The sequence below is a fragment of the Labrys methylaminiphilus subsp. lupini genome, from assembly GCF_051161885.1.
Taxonomy (GTDB): Bacteria; Pseudomonadota; Alphaproteobacteria; order Rhizobiales; family Labraceae; genus Labrys.
Map to the genome: position 1 here is coordinate 1,758,162 of NZ_JBMDIH010000002.1, position 26,062 is coordinate 1,784,223.

Consider the following 26,062-nt stretch of genomic DNA (forward strand, 5'->3'; position numbering starts at 1 on the left):
TGACGTTGCCCTAAACGCGCTGGCATGCACGAAGCACCGGGCGACAGCCCTTGATCAGGTCGAACGCAGGATGGGTCGAGGCCGTTTCGATCATGCAGACCGCTGGCCAGAGCGGCGCGGAATTATATCGCCCCGCCTGCGCGGCAGGCGCGGGGTCGTCGTTCTGCAGATCTTCGCTGGCGGGGATCCAAGCCTCGCGGCTGCGCTTTCGGCAAAAGCCCCCCTGCTCGCCCGAACGAAGCGCATCCTTGACTGAGCCTGCCGCCGGCCTCCGGGATCATGAAGGGCCGGATTTCCGGCATGTTTCCTTTTCAGTTTTCAGTGTTTGATCGGCATGGTGTTCATGAAGGCCAATGTGTCCTCGAACGACCGAATGCCTGCATCGGAGCCGAGACCCGTCGCCACCAGTGCCGCCGATGCCTGGGCAAAGTTCAAAGCGGTCTTCAGGTCCATCCTGCGATGCAGGGCCGTGATGAAACCAGCATCAAACGCATCGCCGCACCCGGTCGTGTCCACGACCTCGATTTGGAAGGCCGGCTGGCGAACGATCTCGCCGTGAGCGTCCATGAAGCACACGCCATCACCGCCAAGCGTGAACACGCAATGTTTCACGCCGCGATCGAGGAAGAACCGGCCCGCACTCTCAATGCCGGACGCGCCGGAAATCTGCCGCGCTTCCTCGATGGAGGGCATGAAATAGTCGATATAGGGAAACAGGGGTGCGATAAGATCGAGCGTGCCGTCATTGGCACCGAGCAGGTCGAACGTTGTCGTCCGCCCACGCGCTTTTGCCTCGGCCAGCAATTTGCGGCTCGGCTCGCCGTCGAGCTTGGCCAATAATCCGGTACCGCCAAGGTGAATGATCGCCGGAGCCAGCACCGCATCAAGATCGCTCTCGGCAATCTCGAAATGATCGGAGGCGCCTCGCGCATGGAGCGCCGGCCGGTCGCCATTGCGCCGAATATTCAAAATGGTCGACGATGTCTGCACACCTGTCAGGCGCTGCATCTGAGCCGTATCGACGCCGAAGCGCTGAAGTGTTGCAAGAACGAAATCGGCTTTCTCGTCGTCGCCCACGGCACCGACTGCGAGGCAATGCAGCCCAAGCTTTGCAAGATCCACCACCGTCCCACCGGCGGTACCCGCAACCGTCAGCCTGATTTCGTCAATGAACTCCACATTGCCGCCAGGTGGAATGGCATCAACCGGCCGCCCGAGCACGTCGAGAATGTAAAGCCCAATGACTGACACATCATGAGACATGGAAACCTCTTGAAATAAGATACATGGGGGGCTGCGCTGCAGGCGCCTGCTAGCTGCGATTACGCAAGGCGAAAATGGTGCCTGCGATCAGGATGAAAATGCCGACGATGGCCAGTTGCAACGTGCTGGGAATACCCACGAAGATCAGTACGTTGCTGACCAGCGTTATCAACAGCACGCCGAGCAGGGTCCCAATCACCGATCCGGAGCCCCCCGTGATGCGTGCGCCGCCCAGAACGACGGCCGCGATGATTTCAAGCTCCATGCCGGCAAGATCGAATGGATTGGCGAGGCGATTGCTCGAAACGTGGATTACACCCGCAATGCCGGCGAGCAGCCCGGCATAGGCAAACACGAACACCCGCACGCGAAACAGATTGATACCCAGACGTTCGGCAATCGCGGAATTGCCACCGATGGCGAAAATGGCGCGGCCCATCAGCGTGCGTTCCAGGATGTACCACGTGATGAAAGCGGCAATGACCAGAACCAGAACCGTCGCCGGCAACACGGACACAACGCCATTCGAGGCGCGATGGGTGAACAGCGAAGCCTTGCCGAAAGCGTCCATCGCGGACGGGATGTTCATGAACAGAGCGGTCCCGATGAATGTCAGCAAGAAACTGCGGATGACATATTGGGTGCCGATCGTGACGATCAGCGAAGGTGCCTGGAGTTTTTGTACGAGCAGCCCGTTTACGATTCCAAAGGCCGCACCGCCGAGAGCCGCAAGGATCAAGATGACCGTCATCGGCATGCCCGGGAACCAGTTCGTCACGACCATGGTCAGGACATACATCACGAAAGCGGCAATCGCCGTGAACGATACGTCGATGCCCCCGGAAGCCAGCACGACCAGCACCCCCATCGCGAACAGCCCACGCACCACCGACGCGCGCAGTATGTCGACGATATTGCTCATCTGGAGGAAGTCGGGATTGGCGGCGATCACGACCAGGCAGGTCGCAATCGTCAGCACCAATGTGAAGAGTTCGGGCCGGCGCCCCATCAAATCCCACCAGCGGCGTGCGACGCCGCGGCGCTGGGGGGCGGCAGCGGTCGCGGATACAATCTCGGTCATTGCGCGATCTCCTTCGACGTGCCGGCCATGGACTGATAGATCGCGTCTTCAGTCAGCCCTTCGGCCTCGTGCGCGGCCACGATGCAGCCGTGGCGCATGACGAGAATGCGATCGCAATTCTGCAAAAGCTCCGGCAGGTCATCGCTGATGATGATGACGCCCATGCCCTCATCGGCCAGGCGCTGGATGATCCGGAAGATCGTGTCTTTCGATCCCACATCCACGCCAACGGTCGGCCCGTGCAGGATGAGCAGTTTCGGGTTGATGGTAAGCCACCGCCCGATGAGCACTCTTTGCTGGTTGCCGCCGGAAAGGGACTGCACCGGAACCGTTACATCCGGCGCGACGATCTGCAGGTCGGTAACGCTGGCTTCCGCAGTGCGACGGGCGCTGCGGGAACTGATGATGCCGAGCGCATTGCGCAGGCGATCCAGGATCGGCAGCGTTATGTTGTCCTGTATCGACTTTTCAAGAAACAGGCCCTCGGTAAGGCGATCCTCGGGCACATAGCCAATACCATTTTGTATGGCTTGCAGCGTCGATTGGGGCGCAATCGTCCTGCCGGCCAGGCGTATCTTGCCGCCAACCGCCGGCTTCACGCCGGCCAGCGCGAGAGCGAGCTCGTTGCGGCCGGAATCCAACAGCCCCGTGACGCCCAGTATCTCGCCCTTTCTCACGCTCAGCGAGATATTTCGAAAAGCGCGGCCATCCTCGAGCTTCTCGACTTGGAGCAGAACGTCGCCAAGGCTTGGATCGGTGCGATAGCGCGTCTCGCCGATCTTGCGGCCCGTCATCCACTGACTGAATTCAGCCTTGCTGTGATCGGCGACATCGAGTTCGGCGACCTTCAGCCCGTCGCGCATGATGATTGCGCGGCCCCCGAGTAGTTTGCACTCGTCGAGCTTATGCGTGACGAACAAAACCGCGACACCTTTGGCGAGTAGCCGCTCGACAACGCCCAGCAAATTCTCGACTTCCTGCCGCGTAAGCGACGTCGTTGGCTCGTCCATGATGACCAGGCGCGCTTCGGACGCGATAGCGCGGGCGATGGCAATCAGCTGGCGCGTTGCAAGCGGCAGCGTGTCCGTGCGACGCGTGAGAAAATCACTACCGGTCGGAAGATGCACTTCCGCCAAGGCCCGGCGCGCCGTTTCATGAAGCGCCGTGACGTTCAGTCTGCGAACCAGACGCCCCGACGCCTCGACGAGTTGCTCGGTAAACGCGACGTTTTCGGCAACCGAGAGGTTGGGCAGGAGCGACAGGTCCTGATAGACTGTCTCGATGCCGGCCCGTAGCGCCCCGATCGCGCCCAGATCTCCGGCTCTACTTCCGGTCGACTGGCCATCGATCAGAATTTGCCCCTCGTCGGCAAGCTGGGCGCCGGAAAGGATCTTGATCAGCGTACTCTTGCCGCAGCCATTCTCCCCCATCAGGTGATAGATCTGCCCCCCCTCGATCGTCAGGCTGACATCCTTCAGCGCCATAACGCCGCCAAAGGACTTCCTGACGTTTCTGACCTCGAGAAACGGCGGCAAAAGGCGCGGCGTAGGATCGGTCGCGTGCATGGCAAATTCCTAAAACTCCCCGATGCGCCTTCCAGGACGGGATCGACGCCCATCGGAAGACGCATCGGTGAGCGATGCTCGTTGTCAGAACGGGAACTGCTTGTAGTTGGACTTGTCGACATCCACCCAGGCCTGGCCCTGCATGATGATGCCCTTGCCCGGTCCCTTTATGACGGTCATCTTTTCATAGCCCGGCACGCCGAGATTGACCCCGTCCTTGATCTCTTCGCCCTTCAGGACCATCTCGGAGACCTTGTTCATGACGTAACCGGCGTCCTTGGGATCCCAGAAGAAGATTTGATTGACGGCGCCGCTTTCCAGATAAGGTCCGGTATCCTTGGGAAGGCCAAGGCCATAGACGCAGACCTTGCCCTGAAGGCCGGCTTCTTCCACAGCCCGGCCGATACCGATCACGTCAATGGCAGAGGAGCCCTGGAAACCCTTGATGTCCGGATATTTGCGCAAGATCTCCTTGGCCTTTTCATAGGCGCGATTGGCATCGTTGAAGGATTCGTTCTTGGCGGCAACCAGTTCCATGCCCGGATATTTCTTGGCGTTTTCCGCGCCGGCATCGACCCACTGATTATGCGTCAAGCTGCCCAACGAGCCGACGAACGACGTCCATTTGCCTGACTTGCCCATGCAGGCGGAGAGCTTTTCGTTGATACGCGCACCAAAGGCCTTGTTGTCGAAGGCTTCGATGTCGACATCGGTATTCTTGAGGCTATCCCCCTCATGGGTGATGACCTTGATCCCGCGCTGAGAGGCCCGGCGAAGCACGCCTTCGAGTGCGGACGGGTCCATCGGAACAACTGCGATCGCCGATACTTTCTTCGCGACGAGATCTTCGATGATGCGGGCCTGCTGAGCCGCATCCGCCTTGGCGGGGCCGATCTGGTTGGCGCTTAAGCCGGGATTGTCCTTCCCAAACGCATCCACGCCTTCATTCATGCGGATGAACCAGTTTTCGCCGGTAACCTTGACCACCGTCACGATGGATGGCTTGTCCTGAGCGAACGAAGCCCCGGCCATCAACACGCCTGCCAGCATCGCACAAGCTGCCAGTTTGGTAATTTTGCTCATAGTTTCCTCCATTTTAAGCAAAATCGTCTTCTAAGATCGGCATTGCCGGTTCTATGGGATCTTCACGGTGCCGAGCCGATCGCGAACCGAGCTATCGTCGCTTCGGCTTGAGCCAGACGCCCAGATGCACCCGTGAGAAGGCCAGGAGGGCCAACAGCAAGACGCCCCAGGCAAGGTCGCGGAAGAAATTCGAAATGTTCATGAAGTTGAACAGGCTTGAGAGAATTTGCAGCGCCGTCGCAGCCAGCAGCACGCAGCTCACCTTGCCGTATCCACCTTCGGGCCTAACGCCAGCCAGAACGGCAATCAGAATGGCGATCAACACATAAGAGCCGCCGTAATCCCATTTCACCGAGGAATTGCGGGCCGCGATAATGACGCCGGCAACGGAAGACAGCACGCCGCAGAGGGTATAGGTAACAAGCAGCATGCGCTTTTCGTTGATGCCGCCGTACCGTGCCGCCTTGGAATTACTTCCAAGCAACATGAGTTTCATGCCGAACGGCGTATACTTCAAGAGAAACGCCAGGCCGGCTGCAATTGCCAGAAACAACGCAAAGCACAGGGGAATGCCGAGTACCGGCATGTTGCCGAAATCATCCAGCGGCTCGATAAAGCCCATGGTGATCGCGGAGCCGTTGGTCAGGAACACCGCAATGCCGGTGAACAGCAGCTGCGTCCCCAGTGTGGCGATCAGGGGTGTGAGCCGCGCATAGGCGATCACGCTTCCATTGACGAAGCCGCCGACCAGGCCCACGAGAAGCGCCAGACCGATGAAGCCCCAGAAGAACAGCAGCGGTGCGTCATCGGCCACGATGAAATGGGTTGTCACCTGAAAGGCTGCGATGCCGGCAAGGTTCGCCAGGGCGATGCCCGACAGATCGATGCCGCCATTGCCCGAGATCATGGCCAGCATGACGCCCAGCGCCAGAAGGCCGAGTTCGGGAACCTGCGACGCCATGGATTGCAGATTGTAGCTGTCGATGAAACTGGAGCCCGCCAATAGAGCCCCGGCAGCGAGCACCGCGCAATTGATCAACAGCAGAAAGGGCGCCTGCCGGTTCAGGCTATATGACGACACTTTTTCCTCCCGTCTCCGAAGAGCATGTTTTACCGGCGAGGCCGGCCAAGTCCGCCGGCGGAGCAGCTTCTTTGTCGATTGCGCAATAGTCCATTGCCGCACTCCATCGTTCGCTATGACAAATGCGGATAGGTCAACTCACCCGCTGAGGTGCAGCAACCTCATGTATTGGATGCATTTCCCCTCCTCGCGTCCAAACGATCGATCGCCTTGACGTTGTCCGCCGATGGGCCGTTTGGATCGAAGCTGGATGCGAGGAAAACGTCGACGATGGCTTTAGCCAGTTCCGGGCCAATCACACGGGCGCCCATGGCAATAATCTGAGCATTGTTAGATCTTGCGGCTCGTTCCGCTGAATAGGTGTCATGGGTCAGGGCGGCGCGGATACCTGGCACTTTGTTCGCCGAAATCGACACGCCGATTCCGGTGCCGCAGAACAACAGTCCCCGATCGTATTCGCCGTTGACCACGCTTTCGGCGAGGACCTTTGAGATGTCGGCGTAGTAGCCCGGCCGGCTCAGATCCGTAACCGTAATGTCGCCCCTTCCGGCCAGATGATGCGCGATGACATCAAGCAGGGGCTTTCCCGCGCCATCCGCGCCGAGAGCAATCTTCATCGATGGTTCCCTCCCGAGACATGCCGGTGCCCGACGGCCACGGCTCTTGTTCGTTTTTGCAGTTATTGACATTTGTCGATCCTTATTTGACAATTGTCAATATCGACGCTCGAGCTTGGACCTCGTGACGTTGATGTGCCCCGCCGGCCAGGCGGCGTGCGCATATGAGGAGAGGAAGCGTGGATCTCTTGCTTGAGGTAGAGGGGCTCAAAAAGTCCTTCGGCGGCGTTGCTGCTTTGCGAAATGGCGCCTTCAAGCTCCATGCGGGTTCCGTCCATGCCCTGTGCGGCGGCAACGGCGCGGGCAAGTCCACCTTCCTGAAGATCCTGATGGGGCTGCATCGGAGAGACGCCGGCGCGATCCGCCGCCGCGGCAAGGCCGTGGAGTTCTCCGGTCCGGCCGAGGCGCTTGCCTCCGGCATTGCCATCATCGAACAGGAACTCAGCCCGGTTCCCCACATGACAGCGGCCGAGAACATCTTCCTCGGGCGCGAACCGTCGGCGCGCTTCGGCGGCATCGATTTCCGCAAGATGAACCGGGCGGCGCAGGCGCTGTTCGATCAGCTCGGCTTCAATATCCGTGCCGGCCAATACATGATGAATCTCTCGGTGGCGCAGATGCAACTCGTGGAGATCGCCAAGGCGCTCAGTCACGATGCCGAGGTCATCTTCATGGACGAGCCGACCTCCGCCATCGGCGAGAAGGAAGCTCAGCATCTGTTCTCGGCCATCGAGCAGCTCAAGGCCGCCGGCAAGGGTGTCGTCTATGTCTCCCACCGGCTGTCGGAAATCTTCCAGATCGCCGACTCCTACACCGTCTTCCGGGACGGCAGTTATGTCGGCAGCGGTGCCTTGGCCGATATCACCCGTCCCGAGCTGATCCGCATGATCGTCGGCCGGGAGCTCGGGGAAGAATACGTCAAGACCAACGTTCCCGACGACCACATCAGTTTCCAGGTTCGCGGCCTCACGGCTCCCGGTAAGATCGACGACATTTCATTTTCCGTGCGACGGGGCGAGATCTTCGGAATCTACGGTCTCATGGGATCAGGGCGTACGGAGATCTTCGACTGCCTGTTTGGCCTGAACAAGCCGACAGCCGGCAGCATCGCCCTGGACGGTCAGCCGCTCACCATTTCCCGTCCCGCCGATGCCATGCGCGCAGGCATCGCGCTCGTCACCGAGGATCGCAAGCTCACCGGCCTCAATCTCTCCGACAGCGTGCGCAACAACATCTGTCTGGCGAGCTTGCCGGAGTTGAGCCCGGGTTTCATCATGCAGCGCCGGCAGGAACGGGCCGCCTCGGCAGACATGATCGCGCGTTTCGGCATCAAAGCCGCGCGCGATACCATGCCGGTTTCCGGCCTGTCGGGTGGCAACCAGCAAAAAGTCGTGCTCGGCAAGTGGTTCTTGCGCCAGCCCAAGCTTCTCCTGCTGGACGAGCCCACGCGCGGCGTCGATGTCGGCGCCAAGCGCGAGATCTACCGCATCATCTGCGATTTCGCGGCGGCAGGCGGCACGGTCGTGATGATCTCATCCGAAATAGACGAAGTGCTCGGCATATCCGACCGCATCCTGGTGATGCGGCAGGGACGGTCCGCCGGGATCCACCGGCGTGAAGAAACGGACGCGCAGTCGCTCGTGCATTTGTCCACCTGAGATCGACGCCCCGGCGTATCGCCTGGCACAAAAAGGAAATCCACGTGTCCGCTAACGAGAATCCTTCGACCAGCATCTGGCCCGGCAGGGAGCATCGCCGGCTGATCGTCCAGGAATACGGCATCTTCATCGCCTTCCTGTTGCTTGCCCTGATCCTATCGGTCTCCAACCAGTACTTCCTCACCGCCGGCAACATCTCCAACGTGTTGTTGCAGACCGCCATCAACGGTGTGCTGGCGGTCGGCATGACTTTTGTCATCCTCACCCGAGGTATCGATCTGTCGGTCGGCTCGGTCGCGGCGCTCACTGGCATCATTGCCGCCAGCTTCGCCACCACCTCGGCAACGGCGGGCCTGCCGGGCGCGCCTTATCCGTTCTACCTCGCATTGGCTGCGGGCCTCCTCGTCGGTGTCGCCTGCGGCGCCGTGGCCGGTATCATCGTCTCGCGCTTTGCCGTCCCCGCCTTCGTGGCCACCCTCGGCATGCTTTCGGCAGCGCGTGGCCTGACGCTCATCTATGGCGGGGGCCGGCCCGTGCCTGCCCTCACGCCCGAATTCCGCTGGATCGGCACCGGCAACCTGTTCGGCATTCCTGCGCCGGTCGTCCTGCTCGCTCTGGTGTTCGCCCTCTCCTGGTGGGTACTGAACCGTACGCGCTTCGGCCGCTACATCTATGCGGTGGGCGGCAACCCGCATGCCGCCAAGACGTCAGGCATCAGCGTTGCCCGCATCCGTTTCAGCGTCTACGTCATCTCCGGCGGACTTTCGGGCCTGGCGGGCATGATGCTGGCGGCCCGCACCGGTTCCGCCTTGCCCCAGGCCGGCATCGCCTACGAACTCGATGCCATCGCGGCCGTGGTGATCGGCGGGACCAGCCTGTCGGGTGGTGTCGGTCGTATCACCGGCACACTGATCGGCGCCCTGATCATCGGCGTGATGAACAACGGCCTCGATCTGATGGGCATCCAATCCTACTACCAGCAGGTTCTCAAGGGCGCCCTGATCGTCGGTGCCGTGATGCTGGATCAGAAGAGAAACCAGGGCGAGTAAGCCCGTGCCATCCGGACGCTCGCGCCCGCGATCCAGAACCGCGTGCCGTCATGGCTGCGGCAATTTTCGGAGGAGAACGACCATGAGGAAACTGCTTGTCGCCCTGGCCGCGGCCACGGCGTTGCTGGTGACGCCTGCCCTGGCGCAGGACAAGAAAATCAAGATCGGTGCGGCCCCCTACGGCCTCAACGCCGAGTTCATGCAGATCTGGACGGCAGCGCTGAAGGAGCATCCTGCCGTCAAGAATGGGGAGGTGGAACTGACCGTATTCGATGGGCGCTATGATGCGCTCGTGCAGCAGGAACAGTTCAACACGATGATCACGCAGAAATTCGACGCGATCATCTTCGTGCCCATCGACATTGAGGCCGGTGCCACCGCCGTCCAGGCCGCGCATGATGCCGGCATTCCCGTCGTCGGCTCGAACACACGCGTCCATTCCGACCTGTTGTCGTCCTATGTCGGCTCCGACGACACGGTCTCGGGCTATCTGGAAGCCAAGAGCGTGCTCGACAAGATCGGCTGCAAGGGCAATGTCGTCATCATCGAAGGCCCGATCGGCCAGTCGGCGCAGATCTCCCGTCTCGAAGGCAACAAGAAGGCGCTGGCCGAGTGCCCCAATGTGAAGATCCTCGAGGACCAGACCGCCAACTGGTCGCGCGCCGAGGCGCAGACCCTGATGGAGAATTGGCTGACGGCGCATCCCGGCCAGATCAATGGCGTCATCGGCCAGAATGACGAGATGGCGCTCGGCGCGATCGAAGCCATCAAGGCAGCCAAGCTCAATGTTAAGGACTTTGCGATTGCCGGCATCGACGGCGTCACCGATGCGCTCAATGCTGTCAAGCAGGGCACGATGACCTCGATCCTGCAGGACGCCCGCGCCCAGGCGCAGGGAGCCCTGGACCTTGCCATCTTCCAGGCAAGGAAGGGCAACTACAAGCCGCAATCCGATATCTGGGCCCAGTATCCCAGCATGCCGTTCAAGGATGGCAGCGCCAAGGAATACAACGTGCCGTGGACGCCCGTCACCGCCGACAATGTCGACAAGCTGCTCGCTGCCCGCAGCAAGTGATTTTTACGCGTGGGGCATCGCCTTGCCCCGCGCCTTCCGCCGCCAGGACCCATCGACATGACCGATATCGCGCCTCAAATCGACCTGACCTTCCCGCTCTCCGGCAAGATCGCCCTCATCACCGGAGCCGCCTCCGGCATCGGTGCGGCCATTGCAGGGGCTTTCGCCACCAAGGGGGTCCGGGTCGCCGTTCTCGACATCAACGCCGAACTTGCCGCCGCGAAGGCGGCGGAGCTTGGGAATGGCGCGCAAGCATTCGTATGCGATGTCACCGATCCTGCGTCCGTCAACGCCGCGATCGCGGGTACGAAGGCGGCTTTTGGCGGCATCGACATCGCGGTCAACAGCGCCGGTGTCGTGTTCCTGGCTCCGGCCGAGGATCTGTCCCTGGACCACTGGACCAGGACGATCGACATCAATCTCAAAGGCAGCTTCCTGGTCACGCAGGCTGTCGGCCGGGAAATGATCAGCGCCGGCAAGGGCGGCAGGATCATTAATCTCGCTTCGCAGGCGGGCACTGTCGCCATCGAGGAGCATGTGGCCTATTGCGCCTCGAAATTCGGCGTCATCGGCATGTCCAAGACCTTTGCGGCCGAGTGGGGCAAATACGGCATCACCGTCAACACGCTTTCCCCCACCATCGTGCTCACCGAACTGGGCAAAAAGGCCTGGGCGGGAGAGAAGGGCGAGGCCGCCCGAAAACGCATTCCCACCGGTCGATTCGCCTTTCCCGAGGAAATCGCGGCTGCGGCCGTTTTCCTCGCTTCCGCCGGTGCGGATATGATCAACGGCGCCGATCTACTAATCGATGGCGGCTACACGATCCTTTGAGCCGAAGCGCTCCAGGAACCCATAGGAGAAATCATGCAGCGTTTCGTCAACAATCCCGACGAAGTCGTCGAAGACACGGTGAAGGGTTTCGTCAAGGCCCATTCCGATATTGTTCGCCTCGCCGACAATCCCCGTGTCATCGCCGCCAGGAATGCCCCCCAAGCCGGCAAGGTGGGTGTCATCACGGGCGGCGGCTCCGGCCACGAGCCGGCCTTCATCGGCTATACCGGCAAGAACATGCTCGATGCCGTCGCCGTTGGCGAGCTGTTCTCCTCGCCCACGGCCAAAAGCTTCCATGACGCCATCCGCGAAGCCGATGGTGGCAAAGGGGTCGTCGTGCTCTACGGCAATTATGCCGGCGACAACATGAACGTGAAGATGGCGATCCGGCTCGCAGCCAAGGATGGCATCGAAGTGGCGACCGTCGTCGCCAACGACGATGTCTGCTCGGCGTCCCGCGAAGAGCGCGAAAAACGCCGGGGCGTTGCTGGCGAAATCTTCATGTGGAAGGTTGGCGGCGCCAAGGCGGCAAAGGGGGCCTCGCTCGAAGCCGTCCGTGCCACCGCGCAAAGGGCGATCGACAATTGCCGCTCGATCGGCGTGGGGCTTGGTCCATGTACCTTGCCTGCCGTCGGCCATCCGAATTTCGAGATCGCCCCGGGCACAATGGAGGTCGGCATTGGCCATCACGGCGAGCCGGGCGTCCGCGTGGAGCCGCTGAAATCCGCGGCCGAGATCGCCCGCGACATGTGCGGAATCGTTCTCGACGACCACGATCTTCCCGAAGGCACCGAAGTCGCCGTACTGGTTTCCGGCCTCGGCGCGACACCGCTCAACGAACTCTATATCCTGAACGATACGATCGAATCCGAGATCGTCAAACGCGGCCTGAAAATCCATCGTACCTATATCGGCAATTACTTCACCTCTCTGGAAATGATCGGCGCAACCTTGACGGTCATGGCTCTTGACGACGAACTGAAGGAACTGCTCGATACGGACGTGCGCTGCACTGCAATCTTGTAAAGAGAACGCCTCATGCAAACCCTCAACAATGCAGAAGCCGGCCACATCGTTTTGGCCATGGCAGAACGCATTATCGAAAATCGGGCCTTTCTCAGCGAAATCGACGGCAAGATCGGCGATGGCGATCACGGCGTCAACATGGCGAAAGGCTTCAACCTGGCTGCCGAGCGGCTCAAGGGCAAGAACGCATCCCTTTCAGGCTCGCTCGACACGCTTGGCACCGTCCTGATGACCGAAATCGGTGGCTCGATGGGACCGCTCTATGGCGTCATGTTTACGGAATTCGCCGAAAAGATCGACGGTGTCGACGCCATCGATGCCACCGCCTTCAGCCGTATGCTGCATGCAGGCCTAGAAGGTATTCAATCCATCGGCGCAGCCAAGGTCGGCGACAAGACGCTTCTCGACACATTCGTTCCTGCCCTTGCCGCGTTCGATGACGCGAACATGGCCGGCAGATCCTTTGCCGAAGCGCTGGATGAGCTCGTCGAAGCCGCGGAAAAGGGGCGAGATTCCACAATAGATTTGGTGGCCAGGATCGGACGCGCCAGCCGTCTGGGCGAACGTTCCCGCGGCGTCCTGGACGCTGGGGCAACCTCCTGTGCCATCATTCTGAAGGAATTGTCACTTCGCGCCCGCGAGCAACTGCAATAAGGGACAGCCGATTTGCGCAACATGGCGGCCCCACTTTATGCTTGGAAAGTTGGGCCGCCCTTTGTTTCGAATTTTCTCAAAACGAGACAAAGGCATTGTCCTGCAAGCCTTCCCGACCGACGCAGGAGCGATGGCAAACAAGATGGCGCCGAGTAATAAAACCGCGATGGCCAAGCCTGGTCAGGCGGAATTGGCCGATGTCATACCGCTGCGATATGGCGACGATCCCTATGTGTGGGCATGCTGGCTTTATTACGAGGACGGGCGCACACAGGGCGATATCGCCGAGATAATGGGAATCTCACGCGCAACGGTCAACAGCTACCTTGCCGAAGCGCGCAGCCGTGGAATCGTCAGCATTTCCATCGAGCCTTCGCGGCTGAGTTCGCTGGTAATCGCGCAGGAGTTGAAACAGCATTTCGGATTGACCGACTGCCTCGTCGTGCCCAATGACGACGGATCGCGAACCTTGATCGACCGCCTGGGAGCCGCCGGCGCGCAAGCGGTTGCGAAGCTGCTGAAATCCGGCGATACGGTCGCCGTCGCATGGGGGCGCACAATCCTATCCATTGCCCAAAACCTGCATATCTCCAATCTGCAGGATGTGACGGTCGTCCAGGCAACCGGCGGCACGCGAGCCGGTTTCGCCTACACGCCGGAGCTGTGCGCGGCGGCGGTCGCCACAGCCACGAATGCTCATCTCATCAACATCACCGCGCCGGCTATCGTGTCGAATGCGCAGGTCAAATCGGCTTTTTTGGACGAACCGGTCATTGCCGAGCAATTTCAAGCACTGACCCGAGCCAACAAGGCACTTTTCGGCATTTCGTCCCTTCGGCCGAATTCGACGATCCATACCAGCGGATTCTTTGAGGACGTGTCGATCCAGGACTATCTGGCCAGAAATGCCGTCGGCGTGATTGCAGGCCGTTTCATCGACTCCCATGGCCAGCCCGTTTCGGGACCTCTAGACGACAGAACTATCGGCATTTCGCTCGATCGGCTGCGAGATAGCGACATGCGCATTGCGGTTGCCGGCGGTTTCGACAAGGTGCCGGCAATTCTGGCGGCGCTGAGAGGCGGCTATGTCAGCGTGCTGATCACCGATGCGGCGACCGGGCGTGGCATCCTCAACGCCGATGGCGTTGCGCAGATCCACAACAGGCCCGCCCAACGCTTGCGCCAGGAATCCGAGGCTGCCCCGCCCAGCCACAATCGCACCCACATCAAGAAATTTCTCAACAACCCGGACGATGTCGTCGATGAAATGCTCGACGGGGTGGTCAAGGCCCATGCCGCTCATATCGTGCCGATCAACGGCTCGAAGCGTGCCCTGGTTGCGCGCAATGGTCCACGTGCGGGCAAGGTCGGTCTGGTCATCGGCGGTGGCTCCGGCCACGAACCCTGCTTTCTCGGTTATGTCGGCAAGGGGCTGGCCGACGCAGTCGCGGTCGGCAACGTCTTCTCCTCGCCTCCCCCTGTTCCAATCCTCGAATGCGCAAAGGCTGCCTCAGGCGGAGCCGGCGTCCTTTTCGTCTACGGCAATTATGTCGGCGACGTGATGAACTTCGAAATGGCGGCCGAGCTGGCACAGGAGGCGAACATCCCCACACGGACAGTGCTGACGACCGACGATATCTCCTCCTCACCGGTAGAGGATCGCGACGGACGGCGCGGCGTGGCGGGCAATTTCTTTGTCTTCAAGATTGCCGGCGCCGCCTGCGATCGCGGGCTGTCGCTCGAGGAATGCGAGGCCATTGCGCGCAGAGCCAACAGGCGCACCTATACGATGGGGGTCGCGCTGGAACCGTGTTCCTTGCCGCAAACTCGCCGGCACAACTTCGAGATCGGCCCTGACGAGATGGAAATCGGCATGGGCATTCATGGCGAGCGGGGCGTTATCCGCGAGAAGATGATGCAAGCCGACGAAATCGTCGACCGCATCATGGACAAGGTCTTTTCCGAGATGACCGCCGGCCCGGGTGACCGGGTGGCGGTTCTCGTCAATTCGTTCGGCTCGACCCCCCTGATGGAGCTCTACATCCTGTTCAAGCGCGTGGAAGAGCGCCTCAGCGCCAAGCGGATCAGCATCGTAGCGAACTGGGTCGGCCATTATTGCACATCGCTCGACATGAACGGTGCGTCCATATCCATCCTGCATCTGGATCAGGAACTATCCGATCTCCTGTCGCATCCTTGCGATACGGCCTTTCTTCGGATCACCGAAAAAGGGCCGCTACCTGCGGCCCAATGAGAATTCCACGCTGTTCGGGAGATCAATACAATGTCGGAAACCGCAGCGCGCCGCCTCGGCTGGATGTTCCAGCTAATTGCCCTGTCGATAAAGGCGGAGAAGGAATATCTGTCCGATCTCGACGGCGCCATCGGCGACGCCGATCACGGGATCAGCATGGCTCTGGGCTTTTCGGCCGTCAACGGCGCCCTTGCAAAACTCGATCTCGATCAGGCATCACCCTCCGATGTCTTTGCGGCAGCGGCCTCCGCCTTTCTCGATGCCGTCGGCGCATCCACCGGCCCCCTTTATGCCGCGGCTTTTCAAAACGCATCCAAGGCCTTGAAAAACCAACTGTCCCTCGACCTGCCGGAACAGGCCGCTATCGTCGAAGCCATTACCAAAGGTATCCAATTACGTGGCAAAGGGCAGCGCGGGGACAAGACGATGCTCGACACGTGGATTCCGGCCATGGAAATCGCCGTTCATGCCAATGCAAATGGCCTGACCACTGGGCAGATGTGGCGCCATATTGTGGAGGCCGGCACAGAAGGCGCGCAATCAACAAGGTCCATGGTCGCAACCCGCGGCCGCGCCGCGCGGCTTGGGGAACGTTCCCTGGGCCATATGGATCCCGGCGCAGCTTCTGCCCTCATCATTCTGCGGGCAATGCAGGAAGCCTTTGCTGAAAAACTGTAGTCTTGGCATTAAACTGGTGATTTTAGATGGCTTCTGAATCGATGGGCTTCCATGATTCGGAGGTGATGGACGATGGCCTCATCGATCGAAATGACGCTTGAACTGTACTTGTCATCTCCTCGTGTCGGAACGTGAAGAGGCCTTGGCCGCCCAGATGCACCGTTCGGCATGGAAAAGATCGTGCCGCAGATCGTGGATACGCTTCGCGCGCAGCGGGGTCGCCCGGGCCTTCAGTACCGCTCCCCTGGTGAGTATCGCCTGGGGAGGCGAGGTTCGTCGAACGGAGAAAAAAGTCAGCGCTCTGTTCGTATGAGCCGAAACATGGGGAACATATAGTCCGGTCGACCATCTGAGCATGCCCTGCTTCCAGAGGGAGACTCGTAGCGCGTCACTTTGAAATACGCCGATAATCTAAAATCGGGCGCTGTTCGAACTTTTTGCCGCCAAACGCCGCCGTTTCCACGCTTTTCTCCCCCAGACTTTCTCCCGCTCATTGCACGGGACCTAGTTTCGGCGGCTATTGCGGACTAGGAGATCGAACGTCGTCAGGACGACATCTTCTCCCCGATAGCTGAAGCGGGGATCCACGGCCGGCGAGAACCGTGACCAGATGTCGACAATGGTGAGAATGCGTAGCTTCTTGCCGGTCGCCAATTGATCATGAACGAAATCCATCGCCCAGGTCTGGTTGCAACGCGTTGCCTCCGATCGGTCCTCTCTGAGCTTGGCCTTCACACGCCTCTTCGGGGTCTTGTTGTGCAACTGCAGGTCCAACTCGTTGTAAAGTCTGCGTGTTCGCTTAATGTTGATCGCCCAGCCGTCGCGCACGGGAAGGACGTGCACGCACCTATAGCCATAGCGCAGGCATAGCACGTCAGAGATCGGTCAAAATGGCGACCTTTGAACATGAGGGGGTCCCCAAATTGCGGAGGAGCGATCTCATGCCAGTGCAGCCTTGCCGAAAAGTCTGCGACACAACCCTCGGCACAAAAGTATACGCGGTCGCCCTCAGCTCACTCCTGCATTCGTAGGAGTGAGCGGGGACGCGAGGCGGCACGCAGCGCTGCTTAGCAGATGGGGGATGACCCTACTGTCGTGTAGTGGGATGAAACCGACGCGCGACCTTCGCGGATCATCGAGAAATAGTCGTCGCCACCCACCTGGCCACCCTTGAGGGCAATCTCAAGCCCGTCGAAGGCGGCGGCATCCGCATGAACGGTGCAGAGCGGAGACCCAGGGCAGGAGAGCAAGGGCAGCCTCGTCGTCAAGGCAAAGGCGCCCAGTTCGCGCAAAGCATGGCTCGAAGTGTCGCCACCCGCGATGACGGCACGGCGCAGGCCGGCGCGCTCGACCAGAGCCTTTTGAATCCGGCCCAAAGCGAGACCGATGCGGTTGCGGTCTCCCTCGGTCTCGAGCTCGTCGCCGACATCGGTACTCGGCCCCAGGGCGGTATAGAGGATCACGCTATGCCCCTGGGCCAATCCTTCGAGGCCGGCGGCAACGGCCTCTGCAATTGCAGCCTCGCCATGATGGATGAGCCCGCGCGGATCAAGGGCAATGCCGTCGAATCCGTGGGCGACGGCGTGGCGGATCTGCCGCTCCGTAGTGAGCGAGCAACTCCCCGACACAACGGCGATACGATCTGCCACGCCCGGCGCGGAAAAGGAGGCTCTCCCCCCGATCCGGCCGGCTTCCTGCCAGGCCTGCAGCAACGCATATTCCACTCCCGAGGAACCGGCCACGAAGGGCCCGAGCCGCGACTGCAGGCGCAGGAGCTGGCGCCCCGCCTGCAATTGGGTGGCATCGTCATTGACATCGAGAAGCACGATGTCCTCGCCCTTCGCCAGGACGGCATCGACGGTATCGTCGACATCGGCTGCCGCCAGCGCCGCAATGTCGACGAGGCCGATGCCGCTTTGCGTCTGCCGGGCAAGGTGCAGGCGCAGGTCCGCCTCATCCATTGGCGTCACCGGATGGCGGCTCATCACCGGGTGGCGATCGATGCGGTAGACCTGGCCCTGATAGGCGGCGAACAGGGTACCGAAGCTGGTGTAGCGCCTGAGCTGGGGTGCACCGATCACCAGCGGGACTTGCCGCTGCCCGAAGACTTTGCTGCCGATCTCGATGGCGCGGCCGATATTGCCGACAGCCGGGCTCGAATCGAAGGTGGAGCAGACCTTGTAGTGGCAGGTAGCGGCGCCGAGCTTCCTCAGCCATTCGAAAGCCGGCGTGAGCTCGGCATCCATCCAGGCCGGGCTCTGGCTGCGGCTGGTCCCGGCGAGGCCGATGGCATCGCATTCGCCGAAGCGCTCGCGCTGCGCCGGAGAAGGCGGCTGCAGGAACAGGGCGGTACGCACGCCATGCGAGGCCAGCGCTTCCATCACATCGGTGGACCCAGTGAAATCATCGCCATAATAGGAGAGCAGCAAGCCCGGCATCGTTCTTTCCTTGGAAGCTTCAGGACGCATCGGTGTCGGCGCCGAATTTCTGCAGGGACTGCGCGAGTTCGCGATGCTCGCGTGCATAGGTTTCGAGTGGCACGCCCTCCACGGTCGCCTGCCAGGCCTGGCGAACGGCGCGCACACCCGCTGCCGGGCCGCCGGGATGGCTGACGACCCCACCACCGCACAGATAGATCAGATCGAGCGTCCGGCCGGTGCGGGCATAGGTATCCGGGGCCTGACCGCCCCATTGGCCCGAACACACGACGGGCATGGGGCAGACCTCGCCCTCGAACAAGGGCGTCGTCACCGACTTGAAAGAGCGCACGAAGGATTCGTCCGATTCCCAATATTTGGCCCGGATGCCGTTGATCTGGAACTGGTCGATGCCGAGCAGTCGCCAGAATTGCTGGTAGACCTCGAAATCCATGCCGAGGCCGGGGTGCCGCGTGAGGATATCCCAGCCGTTGCGATGGGCATGCAAGGCAAGATGCGAGCGTTTGCGCAGGAAAGAGAGGCCGCCGAGGCCCACCGAGTTGATGTTGATCACAGCGGCATTGCCACCGGCCCGAACGACGATATCGTGGTTGCGCATCATCTCGTCGGGATCGCTGTGCGAGATGCCGAAGGCATACATCACCTTCTTGCCGGTCTTCTGCTCATGATCGAGGATGACTGGCATGATCGCCTTCACGCGATCCTCGAGGCTGGAATAGGCCGGGCTTGCCAGCTTCTCGTCATCCTTGATGAAGTCCACCTCGGCTTCGACGAGTTCGCGCACCTGGCCGGCCGATTCAGGCGGGCGCAGCCCCAGCGCTGGCTTGACGATGGAACCGATCACCGGCCGGTCGGCGATACCGGTCAGCCGGCGCGTGCCGGCCGTACCGAATTGCGGGCCGGGATAGGCAGCCGCGAAGGCCGCGGGCAATTGCATGCCTGTGACACGGATGCCGCTGAATCCCTTGATCGAATAGACGCCGCCGATGGCAATCGTCATCAACGCCGCCAGATCGGTGCCGATCGCCTCGATCGGAAAATCGATGTCGACATCGGCACGCTTGTACACGGCGCCGGCCTGCGCGGAGGGATCGGGGATCGACGGCACCTCAAGGGCCTCCAGCGGCCGGATCGCCACGACGCGCGCGGCGACACGCGCCTTGAGCTCCGGCGTCTCGCCCGGCAGGCTGACGAAGGTGCCGGTCGACTGATCGCTGGCAATCTTGGCGGCCAGCTTCTCGATGTCGCCGGCCGTCTCGATGCGATAGGTCATGCGGATGACGGACATGGCACCCATTCAGTCTGGGGCGCTCGCAGCGCCCGGCCTGGAATTGCTTAACAGGTATGATGAGTATATCATGACTTAAGTCGAAGCAACGGAAATTCGCCTTGTCTGTTTCCGGACAGCGGTGGCACTGTTGCAGCAGCGGCCTTGCCTCACGGAAGAACAGACGGCAAAGACCGCCGAACCTACTGCCTCAATCGGAATGCCTCATGCCCCTCCCCGATCAACGCATTGTCCGTCGCAAGCTCTCCGATGAGGTTTTCGACCGCCTCAAGGCGCTGATCACCAGCGGAGAGTTGCAGCCAGGAGACCCCTTCCCTTCCGAGCGCGAATTGATGGACCGCCTCGGTGTCGGCCGTCCCGCCATCCGCGAAGCCATGCAGCAGCTCAGCATCTTCGGCCTGCTCACCATCTCCCACGGCGAGCGGGCGCGCGTTCGCCAGCCCACCGCCAGGTCGATCTTCCAGCAGGTCGACGATGCTGCCAGCGTGCTCCTGTCGAGCTCCCCGACCTCGCTGGAGCATCTGAAGGACGCACGCCGCTTCTTCGAACTGGGCATGGTGCGCCAGGCAGCGCAGAAGGCCGATGCGCAGGCGGTTGCCGGCCTGCAGGAAGCCCTGGCCCGCCAGCGCGAGAGCCTTGGCGACGCGGATGCCTTCATCAATGCGGACATGCTGTTCCACACGCGTATCGCCGCCATCTCCGGCAACCCGCTGTTCGAGGCGATGAGCGAGGCCATGCTCGGCTGGCTGAAGCAGTACCACACCGATTTGCTGATCTGGACCGGCAAGGAGAACTACACCTTGTCCGAGCACGAGGACATCCTCAACCGCATCATCGCCCATGATCCGGACGGGGCGGAGCAGGCGATGGTCAGGCACCTCGATCGTTCCGCCTCGCTCTACGTTCACCAGACCACGGCGTCGGCCTGAACGACGCTGCGGGGCGTAGGCAGCACGGACAGGTCGCGCATCAATGGTTGCGCGGCGTCATATCGAGGCCATCTCGATCGTCTGGCCAGTGGACGCGCTGGCATAGGCCGCCTCGACCAGGGCCATCGTTGCGATATTGTCCCGCCCGCAGGTGGAAGGCTCCTTGCCGTTGCGCAGGCAATGCAGCCAGTGGCGCTGGATGGCGAGCACGCTCTCCTGAATATTGTGCCAGGGACGCGAGGCCCAGGGCAGCAGAGGCGGCGACAGATCGACCTTCTCCTGCCCGCCAGGCCCGTTCACGACGAGCCGATAGCCTGCGCCGAGCCGCAGCGTACCCGTCGAACCATCGATTTCGACGAGGGTTTCGGGAAAAGGATCGACCGGCAGCCTGGTGGCATAACTGCAATCGACCACCGAGGAGAGACCGCACTCATGGTCGAGCAGCATCGTCGCGACATCCTCGCCCCTGATGTCGGGATTGACGCGCCGGGTGCGTGCACTCAGCCGCGTCACCTCGCCAAACAGGAAGCGGGCGATGTCGAGGATGTGGATGCCGAGGTCCTCGATGATGAAACGCTTGCCTTCGGCAAGATAAGGCTGGCCGCTGAAAACATCGAAGCCGGAGCGGAAGGAGACGCGCGCCCAGAAGGGCTGGCCAATGACATTGGCGTCGAGGCGAGCCTTGACGGCCTGGATGGCACTTTGCCAGCGGAAATTCTCATGCACCATCAACGGCACGCCGGCGAGGCGGCAAGCCTCGACCATGGCACGCGCATCCGTGATCGAAAGCGCGAAGGGCTTCTGGCAGATGACGGGAATTCCCATCTTCGCCGCGAGCTCGACGAGCGGGCGATGGCTCGCCACGGTGGTGGCGATATCGACGAAGTCCGGCTTCTCAGCCCGAAGCATCTGCTCGGCATCGCCGTAGCGCCTGTCGATGCCGAAAAGCTCACCGGCCTGGGCAAGGCGCACCGGATCGCGATCGCAGAGTGCGACGATGTCGGCTCCTTCGGCGTCGCGCCAGGCATGAAGCTGGTTGATGGCGAAGAAGCCGCAACCGACCAGGGCACCGCGATAGGACGCCATCAGGCCAGCCTCGCCATCTGGCGCAAGGCAACGCGCTGCTGCAGCCGGCGCTGGGCCTGGTCCACCACTACGGCGATGACAATCACCAGGCCCTTGATCACCATCTGCCAGAATTCGCTGACGCCCATCATCACCAGCCCGTCCGAAAGAATGCCGATGACGAAGGCACCGATGATGGTGCCGCCGATGGTGCCGCGGCCACCGGACATCGAGGTGCCCCCGAGTACCGCTGCGGCAATGGCATTGAGTTCGAAGCTTTCACCCGTGGCGGGGTGCGAAGCCATCAATTCAGAGGAAACGACCAGGCCGACGACGGCGGCACAAAAGCCCGAGAACATATAGACGAAGAGCTTCACCCGGTTGACCCGGATGCCCGACAGACCCGCGGCTCGCTCATTGCCGCCAACCGCGAAGATGTGGCGGCCGAGCGGCGTGCAGCGCGCCATATAGGCGGCAGCCAGCGCCAACACGGCGAGGATCCAGACCGAGGCCGGCAAGCCGAGGAGACGCCCAGCCCCCAGGATGGCATAGCCCTGCGTGCCGAAATCGGGGCGCCCGACCAGATTGGGGAAGGTTGCGCCATCTGATGAAAGAAGCGCCAGGCCGCGGGCGATGTAGAGCGTTCCGAGCGTCGCAATGAAGGGCGCGACGTTGAGCCTGGTGATCAGCAGCCCATTGACGGCGCCGATCAGGATACCCACCAGCAGTGTGATCGCCATCACCTCATAGATGTTGAAGAAGATGGTGTAGCCGATGCGCAGGTCCAGGCCATTGAGGATCAGCCCGCCGGCGACCATGCCGCACAGGCCCACGATCGATCCGACCGACAGGTCGATGCCGCCGGTGACGATGACGAAGGTCATGCCCATCGCCAGGAACGCGTTCAGCGCCACATGCTTCGACATCAAGATGAGATTGGCGGTGCTCAGGAAGTTCGGCGCCGCCAGCGAAAAGAAGATCAGCACCGCGAAAAGGGCAATGAAGGTGCGCAGCTTCATCAGGTTCAGGGCAAGCGAGCCGTTTCCGGCGGACGGATGGTTCAAGGTGTCCTGCGCGACTGTCATGCCGGCGCTCCGTGATTTGTAGAAGAGGGGGAAGGAACAGGGCCATGGCCGAGCGCGGAGGCGGCCACCACCTTGGCGGCCGTGGCCTCGGCCCGCTCGAAGAGGGCGGTGAGCTTGCCGTTGCTCATCACGGCGATGCGATCGGACAGCGCCATCACCTCGTCGAGGTCGGAAGTCACGAACAGGATGCCGAGGCCGTCGGCGGCGAGCCGCCGCATGGTGCGGAAGACATCGGCCTTTGCGCCGACATCGATGCCGCGGCTAGGCTCGTCCATCAGCAACACTTTCGGGCCGGTCATCAGCGCCTTGCCGATCACCACCTTCTGCTGATTGCCGCCTGACAGGGAGCTCACCTCCAGTTCGGGATCGGCTACCTTGATCGACAGGTCCCTGACGGCAGCGCGAATGGCGTCCTGCTCGCGGGCGCGCCGGATATGGAAGCCGGCGAGGAAGCGACCGAGGGCCGCCATCGACAGGTTGGCGGCGATCGACAGGATGCTGACCAGCCCTTCGCGCTGGCGGTCTTCCGGGATCAGGGCAAGGCCCCGGCGGATGCGCCCCGTCACGTCCTTTTCCGCCACCGGTTTGCCGTCGACGAAGAGGCGGCCGGTGGCGTGGCGGTGGCGTCCCATCACGCATTCGAAGAATTCGCTGCGCCCGGCTCCCATCAATCCGTAGATACCCACGATCTCGCCTTGCCTGACCGACAGGGAGACATGGTCGACGGCGAATCCGCCGCTCACGCGTGGCAGGCAGATATCCTCCGCGCGAAAGACTTCCGGACCGAGCGGGTGATCCTCGGTCTTGGCGAAGTCCTTGGCATCGGAGCCGATCATCTGGTGCACGATCCAGGGCACATCGACATTGGCGATGCGCTCCTGTCCGGTGACGCGGCCATCGCGCAGCACAGTGATGTAGTCCCCGATGCGGATGAGCTCTTCCAGCCGGTGGGAAATGTAGACGATGGCGACGCCACGCGCCTTGAGGTCGGCAATCACACGGAACAGGATCTCGACCTCGGCGGAACTGAGGGCGGAGGTCGGCTCGTCCATGATCAGGATGCGGGCATCTTGCGCCACCGCCTTGGCGATCTCGACCAGCTGCTGCTGGCCGATGCGCAAATCCTCCACCGGCGTGCGGGCATCGATGCCTGCCTCGAGCCGCTCCAGGAATTCGGCGGCGCGGCGCTCCTGAGCGCGATGGTCGATGCCAAAGGGCAGCCGTACGATTTCGCGGGCGGCGAAGATGTTCTCGGCGACCGAGAGATTGCCGAACAGGTTGAGCTCCTGGAACACCATGCCGATGCCATGGGCCACTGCCTCGCCGGCATCCCGGAAGGTGACAGGCTTGCCATCGAGCAGGATGCGCCCGTCGGTGGGTTGCACGACCCCCGCTATGATCTTCATCAGCGTGGACTTGCCGGCGCCATTCTCGCCGACGAGCACGTTCACGGCGCCGCGCCGCACATCGAAATCGGCATGCCTGACGGCAACCGTCCCGGAATAGACCTTCGACACGCCCTCAAGGCGCAGCACCAGGTCGTCATCGGGCGTCGCAGGATGGCCTTCCCCCGTCATGACGCTGCCCCGAGGCTCAGTTCGGCGGGCGTTACCAGCGGCGGCTTGCCGCCCGGCTCGAACACATAGGCACCGAGCACCGTCACGGAGCGGCCGACCAGGTGCTCGCGCGGCAGGGCCTGCAGTACGTCCGCGTTGACCCTGGCGTTGAAGGCCTTGCCGAACTGGGCGTATTCGATCTGGTTCGTGAAGGCGTTGAAGGACACGAAATCCAGGCTATCGCGCAGCGTCGTGCCGCGCAGGGCCGGACCGATCTGCACCACCATGTCGGCCTTGCCGTCCCTGTCGACATCGACGTCGATGGTGGCGGCGCGCGAACCGGTGTTCGCCGCGACGATGCGGCCTTCGGCCTTGACCACATAGGCCCAGGGCACGGTGCCTTCCTTGGCACGATAGCCGTATTTCTGCCCGGCCTCGTCCGCGTTCCTCGCGACCAGGTCGCGGACGACGGCAAAGTTGCCCGCCTTCGCCGTGAGATAGGGCAACACCTTGGCTGACCAGATCGCATCGACAGCCTTGTCCGGGTCGAAGACGGGTCCTGCGCCCGAAGCGCCGGTCTGTCGGGCGGCCTCAACCTCGACGGTCGGCACGATCTTGCATGCTGCAAGGGCGAGCGCCATGGCGGCGATCATCAGCCTGTTGGCAAGCCTGGGCATGGATTTTGGCTCCGGCCTCGATTGTCGGGATCAGGAACAGGCCCGGGACGCCCCCAGCGAGGCAGCCCCGGGCATCTTTCATCGCAGCGTCAATTCGCCAGCGCGAAGGTTTCGAGCTTGCCGGCATTGTCGGGCGTGATCAGCACGCAATCCATCAGCTGCTTTTCCTGCGCGGGGCCCTTCTTGGTCTTGATGAAAGTGTCGGCCTGCTCGACGGCGGTCTGGGCCTGGAGATAGGCAGGCTGCAGGACCGTAGCCTTGATGCCGCCCTGCTTGATGGAGTCGCGCACATCGTTGGACCCATCGAAGCCGACCACAATCACATCCTTGCGGCCAGCGGCCTGCAGCGCAGCGATCGCCCCCATCGCCATGGTGTCGTTGCCGGAGATCACGCCCTTGATGTCGGGATTGGCCTGCAGAATGGTCTCCATCTTGCTGTAGGCCTCGGTCTGGCTCCAATTGGCGGACTGGCGCGCAACCATCTTGAGGTCGGGATAGTCGTCGATGACGTCGTGATAGCCCTTGGAGCGGATGCCGGCATTGGTGTCGGCCTCCCTGCCGACCAGTTCGACATAATTGCCCTTCTCGCCCATCAGCTTGACAAACTCCTGCGCGCCGGCCTGGGCGCCCTGATAGTTGTTCGAGACGATCTGGGCGACGGCGACGCCGGCCACATTGATCTCGCGGTCGATCAGGAAGGAGGGCACGCCGGCATCCTTGGCCTTCTGCACGGCGGCCACTGTGGCGGCGGCACCGGCATTGTCGAGGATGATGGCCTTGGCGCCGCGAGCGATGGCGGTGTCGATCAATTGCGACTGCTTGTTGGCGTCGTCGTCATGCACCAGCACCAGCGTGTCGTAGCCGGGCGCCTTCGCCTTGACCTCGGCGCCCTGCGCTTCCGCCTTGAAGAAGGGGTTGTCGTGCGAGGGCGTGATGATGGCGATGAGGTCAGCGGCCAGGGCCGTGCCCATCGCCGCCGATGCCATCACGCCGGCAAGCGCAGCGCCCAGTAAAAGTCGTTTCAAGCTCATGTCGTCCTCCCATTTGTCTGTCGACGGTTCAGTCCGCAATGGCCGCCGGTTGTGTCCGGCGGATCTTTCTTGGCTATC

Annotated in this window: 22 protein-coding genes and 1 pseudogene; 9 read left to right on the forward strand and 14 right to left on the reverse strand. The window is 61.9% G+C overall.

The features are described 5' to 3' along the window. Positions 1-318: 318 nt before the first annotated feature. The 6 genes from ACN6KF_RS33735 to derI all read right to left on the reverse strand — a co-directional run bounded on the left by ACN6KF_RS33735 (position 319) and on the right by derI (position 6,690). On the reverse strand, positions 319-1,263 hold the full coding sequence (locus tag ACN6KF_RS33735) for a carbohydrate kinase family protein (RefSeq protein WP_434961230.1): 945 nt from the start codon (positions 1,261-1,263) through the stop codon (positions 319-321). A gap of 49 nt (positions 1,264-1,312) precedes the next feature. Beyond that, on the reverse strand, positions 1,313-2,344 hold the full coding sequence (locus ACN6KF_RS33740) for an ABC transporter permease (protein WP_434961231.1): 1,032 nt from the start codon (positions 2,342-2,344) through the stop codon (positions 1,313-1,315). Beyond that, positions 2,341-3,909, reverse strand: a complete 1,569-nt coding sequence (locus ACN6KF_RS33745; RefSeq protein WP_434961232.1) for a sugar ABC transporter ATP-binding protein — start codon at positions 3,907-3,909, stop codon at positions 2,341-2,343. Before ACN6KF_RS33745 ends, ACN6KF_RS33740 begins: the two co-directional genes overlap by 4 nt. An 84-nt stretch (positions 3,910-3,993) precedes the next feature. After that, positions 3,994-4,992 (reverse strand): autoinducer 2 ABC transporter substrate-binding protein, encoded by a 999-nt coding sequence (locus tag ACN6KF_RS33750; RefSeq protein ID WP_434961233.1) that lies wholly within the window; start codon positions 4,990-4,992, stop codon positions 3,994-3,996. 91 nt (positions 4,993-5,083) lie between these two features. Beyond that, positions 5,084-6,073: an ABC transporter permease gene (locus ACN6KF_RS33755; protein ID WP_434961234.1), complete on the reverse strand. Its 990-nt coding sequence runs from the start codon at positions 6,071-6,073 to the stop codon at positions 5,084-5,086. A gap of 161 nt (positions 6,074-6,234) precedes the next feature. Further along, the gene (gene derI / locus ACN6KF_RS33760) at positions 6,235-6,690 is read right to left on the reverse strand and encodes a D-erythrulose-4-phosphate isomerase (protein WP_434961235.1); all 456 of its coding nucleotides are present in this window, start codon (positions 6,688-6,690) and stop codon (positions 6,235-6,237) included. Positions 6,691-6,869: 179 nt separating this feature from the next. Here derI and ACN6KF_RS33765 point away from each other — a divergent pair, with 179 nt between their 5' ends. From ACN6KF_RS33765 to dhaL (ACN6KF_RS33800), 8 genes are all read left to right on the forward strand, one after another. Beyond that, positions 6,870-8,348, forward strand: a complete 1,479-nt coding sequence (locus ACN6KF_RS33765; RefSeq protein ID WP_434961236.1) for a sugar ABC transporter ATP-binding protein — start codon at positions 6,870-6,872, stop codon at positions 8,346-8,348. Positions 8,349-8,392: 44 nt separating this feature from the next. After that, entirely contained in the window at positions 8,393-9,397 is a 1,005-nt protein-coding gene (locus ACN6KF_RS33770; protein WP_434961237.1) for an ABC transporter permease, read from the forward strand. 82 nt (positions 9,398-9,479) lie between these two features. Then, the gene (locus ACN6KF_RS33775; RefSeq protein ID WP_434961238.1) at positions 9,480-10,472 is read left to right on the forward strand and encodes a substrate-binding domain-containing protein; all 993 of its coding nucleotides are present in this window, start codon (positions 9,480-9,482) and stop codon (positions 10,470-10,472) included. Between the two features lie 57 nt (positions 10,473-10,529). After that, complete coding sequence (locus ACN6KF_RS33780; RefSeq protein ID WP_434961239.1) at positions 10,530-11,303, forward strand: GolD/DthD family dehydrogenase; 774 nt, start codon at positions 10,530-10,532, stop codon at positions 11,301-11,303. Positions 11,304-11,336: 33 nt separating this feature from the next. After that, on the forward strand, positions 11,337-12,329 hold the full coding sequence (locus ACN6KF_RS33785) for a dihydroxyacetone kinase subunit DhaK (RefSeq protein WP_434961240.1): 993 nt from the start codon (positions 11,337-11,339) through the stop codon (positions 12,327-12,329). A 12-nt stretch (positions 12,330-12,341) separates the two neighbouring features. Beyond that, entirely contained in the window at positions 12,342-12,983 is a 642-nt protein-coding gene (gene dhaL, locus ACN6KF_RS33790; RefSeq protein WP_434961241.1) for a dihydroxyacetone kinase subunit DhaL, read from the forward strand. Positions 12,984-13,125: 142 nt separating this feature from the next. After that, the gene (locus ACN6KF_RS33795) at positions 13,126-15,237 is read left to right on the forward strand and encodes a bifunctional sugar-binding transcriptional regulator/dihydroxyacetone kinase subunit DhaK (RefSeq protein ID WP_434961242.1); all 2,112 of its coding nucleotides are present in this window, start codon (positions 13,126-13,128) and stop codon (positions 15,235-15,237) included. A gap of 30 nt (positions 15,238-15,267) precedes the next feature. Next, positions 15,268-15,915, forward strand: a complete 648-nt coding sequence (gene dhaL, locus ACN6KF_RS33800; protein WP_434961243.1) for a dihydroxyacetone kinase subunit DhaL — start codon at positions 15,268-15,270, stop codon at positions 15,913-15,915. 543 nt (positions 15,916-16,458) lie between these two features. Here dhaL (ACN6KF_RS33800) and ACN6KF_RS33805 read toward each other — a convergent pair. The 3 genes and pseudogenes from ACN6KF_RS33805 to oiaX form a co-directional block, all read right to left on the reverse strand. Then, positions 16,459-16,779 (reverse strand): annotated as a pseudogene (locus tag ACN6KF_RS33805) (IS3 family transposase); the annotation flags it as partial. Positions 16,780-16,982: 203 nt separating this feature from the next. Beyond that, positions 16,983-18,353: a four-carbon acid sugar kinase family protein gene (locus ACN6KF_RS33810; RefSeq protein ID WP_434961244.1), complete on the reverse strand. Its 1,371-nt coding sequence runs from the start codon at positions 18,351-18,353 to the stop codon at positions 16,983-16,985. Between the two features lie 19 nt (positions 18,354-18,372). Beyond that, a complete protein-coding gene (oiaX, locus tag ACN6KF_RS33815; protein WP_434961245.1) occupies positions 18,373-19,641 on the reverse strand; it encodes a 3-oxo-isoapionate-4-phosphate decarboxylase OiaX in 1,269 nt (422 codons plus the stop codon). A 206-nt stretch (positions 19,642-19,847) separates the two neighbouring features. On the opposite strand from oiaX, the gene ACN6KF_RS33820 reads away from it, so the two are divergent. Continuing rightward, positions 19,848-20,570, forward strand: coding sequence for a transcriptional regulator NanR (locus ACN6KF_RS33820; RefSeq protein ID WP_434961246.1), 723 nt, complete (start codon positions 19,848-19,850; stop codon positions 20,568-20,570). Positions 20,571-20,627: 57 nt separating this feature from the next. Here the strand turns inward: ACN6KF_RS33820 and ACN6KF_RS33825 are convergent, their stop codons facing one another. The 5 genes from ACN6KF_RS33825 to ACN6KF_RS33845 form a co-directional block, all read right to left on the reverse strand. Beyond that, positions 20,628-21,656, reverse strand: coding sequence for a Gfo/Idh/MocA family protein (locus ACN6KF_RS33825; RefSeq protein ID WP_434961247.1), 1,029 nt, complete (start codon positions 21,654-21,656; stop codon positions 20,628-20,630). Next, positions 21,656-22,720 carry an ABC transporter permease gene (locus ACN6KF_RS33830; protein WP_434961248.1) on the reverse strand — a complete coding sequence of 355 codons (1,065 nt, stop codon included), beginning with the start codon at positions 22,718-22,720 and terminating at the stop codon, positions 21,656-21,658. Before ACN6KF_RS33830 ends, ACN6KF_RS33825 begins: the two co-directional genes overlap by 1 nt. Then, on the reverse strand, positions 22,717-24,297 hold the full coding sequence (locus ACN6KF_RS33835) for a sugar ABC transporter ATP-binding protein (protein WP_434961249.1): 1,581 nt from the start codon (positions 24,295-24,297) through the stop codon (positions 22,717-22,719). The genes ACN6KF_RS33830 and ACN6KF_RS33835 overlap by 4 nt, the downstream gene beginning before the upstream one ends. Further along, on the reverse strand, positions 24,294-24,953 hold the full coding sequence (locus ACN6KF_RS33840) for a DUF2291 family protein (protein ID WP_434961250.1): 660 nt from the start codon (positions 24,951-24,953) through the stop codon (positions 24,294-24,296). The genes ACN6KF_RS33835 and ACN6KF_RS33840 overlap by 4 nt, the downstream gene beginning before the upstream one ends. An 89-nt stretch (positions 24,954-25,042) precedes the next feature. Then, the gene (locus ACN6KF_RS33845) at positions 25,043-25,984 is read right to left on the reverse strand and encodes a D-ribose ABC transporter substrate-binding protein (RefSeq protein WP_434961251.1); all 942 of its coding nucleotides are present in this window, start codon (positions 25,982-25,984) and stop codon (positions 25,043-25,045) included. Between the last annotated feature and the right edge of the window lie 78 nt (positions 25,985-26,062).

Excerpts from the sequence above, each read along its gene's own strand:
- ACN6KF_RS33735 (WP_434961230.1), bottom strand. The coding sequence starts at position 1,263 with ATGTCTCATGATGTGTCAGTCATTGGGCTTTACATTCTCGACGTGCTC.
- ACN6KF_RS33740 (WP_434961231.1), bottom strand. The coding sequence starts at position 2,344 with ATGACCGAGATTGTATCCGCGACCGCTGCCGCCCCCCAGCGCCGCGGC.
- ACN6KF_RS33745 (WP_434961232.1), bottom strand. The coding sequence starts at position 3,909 with ATGCACGCGACCGATCCTACGCCGCGCCTTTTGCCGCCGTTTCTCGAG.
- ACN6KF_RS33750 (WP_434961233.1), bottom strand. The coding sequence starts at position 4,992 with ATGAGCAAAATTACCAAACTGGCAGCTTGTGCGATGCTGGCAGGCGTG.
- derI (WP_434961235.1), bottom strand. The coding sequence starts at position 6,690 with ATGAAGATTGCTCTCGGCGCGGATGGCGCGGGAAAGCCCCTGCTTGAT.
- ACN6KF_RS33775 (WP_434961238.1), top strand. The coding sequence starts at position 9,480 with ATGAGGAAACTGCTTGTCGCCCTGGCCGCGGCCACGGCGTTGCTGGTG.
- ACN6KF_RS33780 (WP_434961239.1), top strand. The coding sequence starts at position 10,530 with ATGACCGATATCGCGCCTCAAATCGACCTGACCTTCCCGCTCTCCGGC.
- ACN6KF_RS33785 (WP_434961240.1), top strand. The coding sequence starts at position 11,337 with ATGCAGCGTTTCGTCAACAATCCCGACGAAGTCGTCGAAGACACGGTG.
- dhaL (WP_434961241.1), top strand. The coding sequence starts at position 12,342 with ATGCAAACCCTCAACAATGCAGAAGCCGGCCACATCGTTTTGGCCATG.
- ACN6KF_RS33795 (WP_434961242.1), top strand. The coding sequence starts at position 13,126 with ATGGCGCCGAGTAATAAAACCGCGATGGCCAAGCCTGGTCAGGCGGAA.
- dhaL (WP_434961243.1), top strand. The coding sequence starts at position 15,268 with ATGTCGGAAACCGCAGCGCGCCGCCTCGGCTGGATGTTCCAGCTAATT.
- ACN6KF_RS33810 (WP_434961244.1), bottom strand. The coding sequence starts at position 18,353 with ATGCCGGGCTTGCTGCTCTCCTATTATGGCGATGATTTCACTGGGTCC.
- oiaX (WP_434961245.1), bottom strand. The coding sequence starts at position 19,641 with ATGTCCGTCATCCGCATGACCTATCGCATCGAGACGGCCGGCGACATC.
- ACN6KF_RS33820 (WP_434961246.1), top strand. The coding sequence starts at position 19,848 with ATGCCCCTCCCCGATCAACGCATTGTCCGTCGCAAGCTCTCCGATGAG.
- ACN6KF_RS33825 (WP_434961247.1), bottom strand. The coding sequence starts at position 21,656 with ATGGCGTCCTATCGCGGTGCCCTGGTCGGTTGCGGCTTCTTCGCCATC.
- ACN6KF_RS33830 (WP_434961248.1), bottom strand. The coding sequence starts at position 22,720 with ATGACAGTCGCGCAGGACACCTTGAACCATCCGTCCGCCGGAAACGGC.
- ACN6KF_RS33835 (WP_434961249.1), bottom strand. The coding sequence starts at position 24,297 with ATGACGGGGGAAGGCCATCCTGCGACGCCCGATGACGACCTGGTGCTG.
- ACN6KF_RS33840 (WP_434961250.1), bottom strand. The coding sequence starts at position 24,953 with ATGCCCAGGCTTGCCAACAGGCTGATGATCGCCGCCATGGCGCTCGCC.
- ACN6KF_RS33845 (WP_434961251.1), bottom strand. The coding sequence starts at position 25,984 with ATGAGCTTGAAACGACTTTTACTGGGCGCTGCGCTTGCCGGCGTGATG.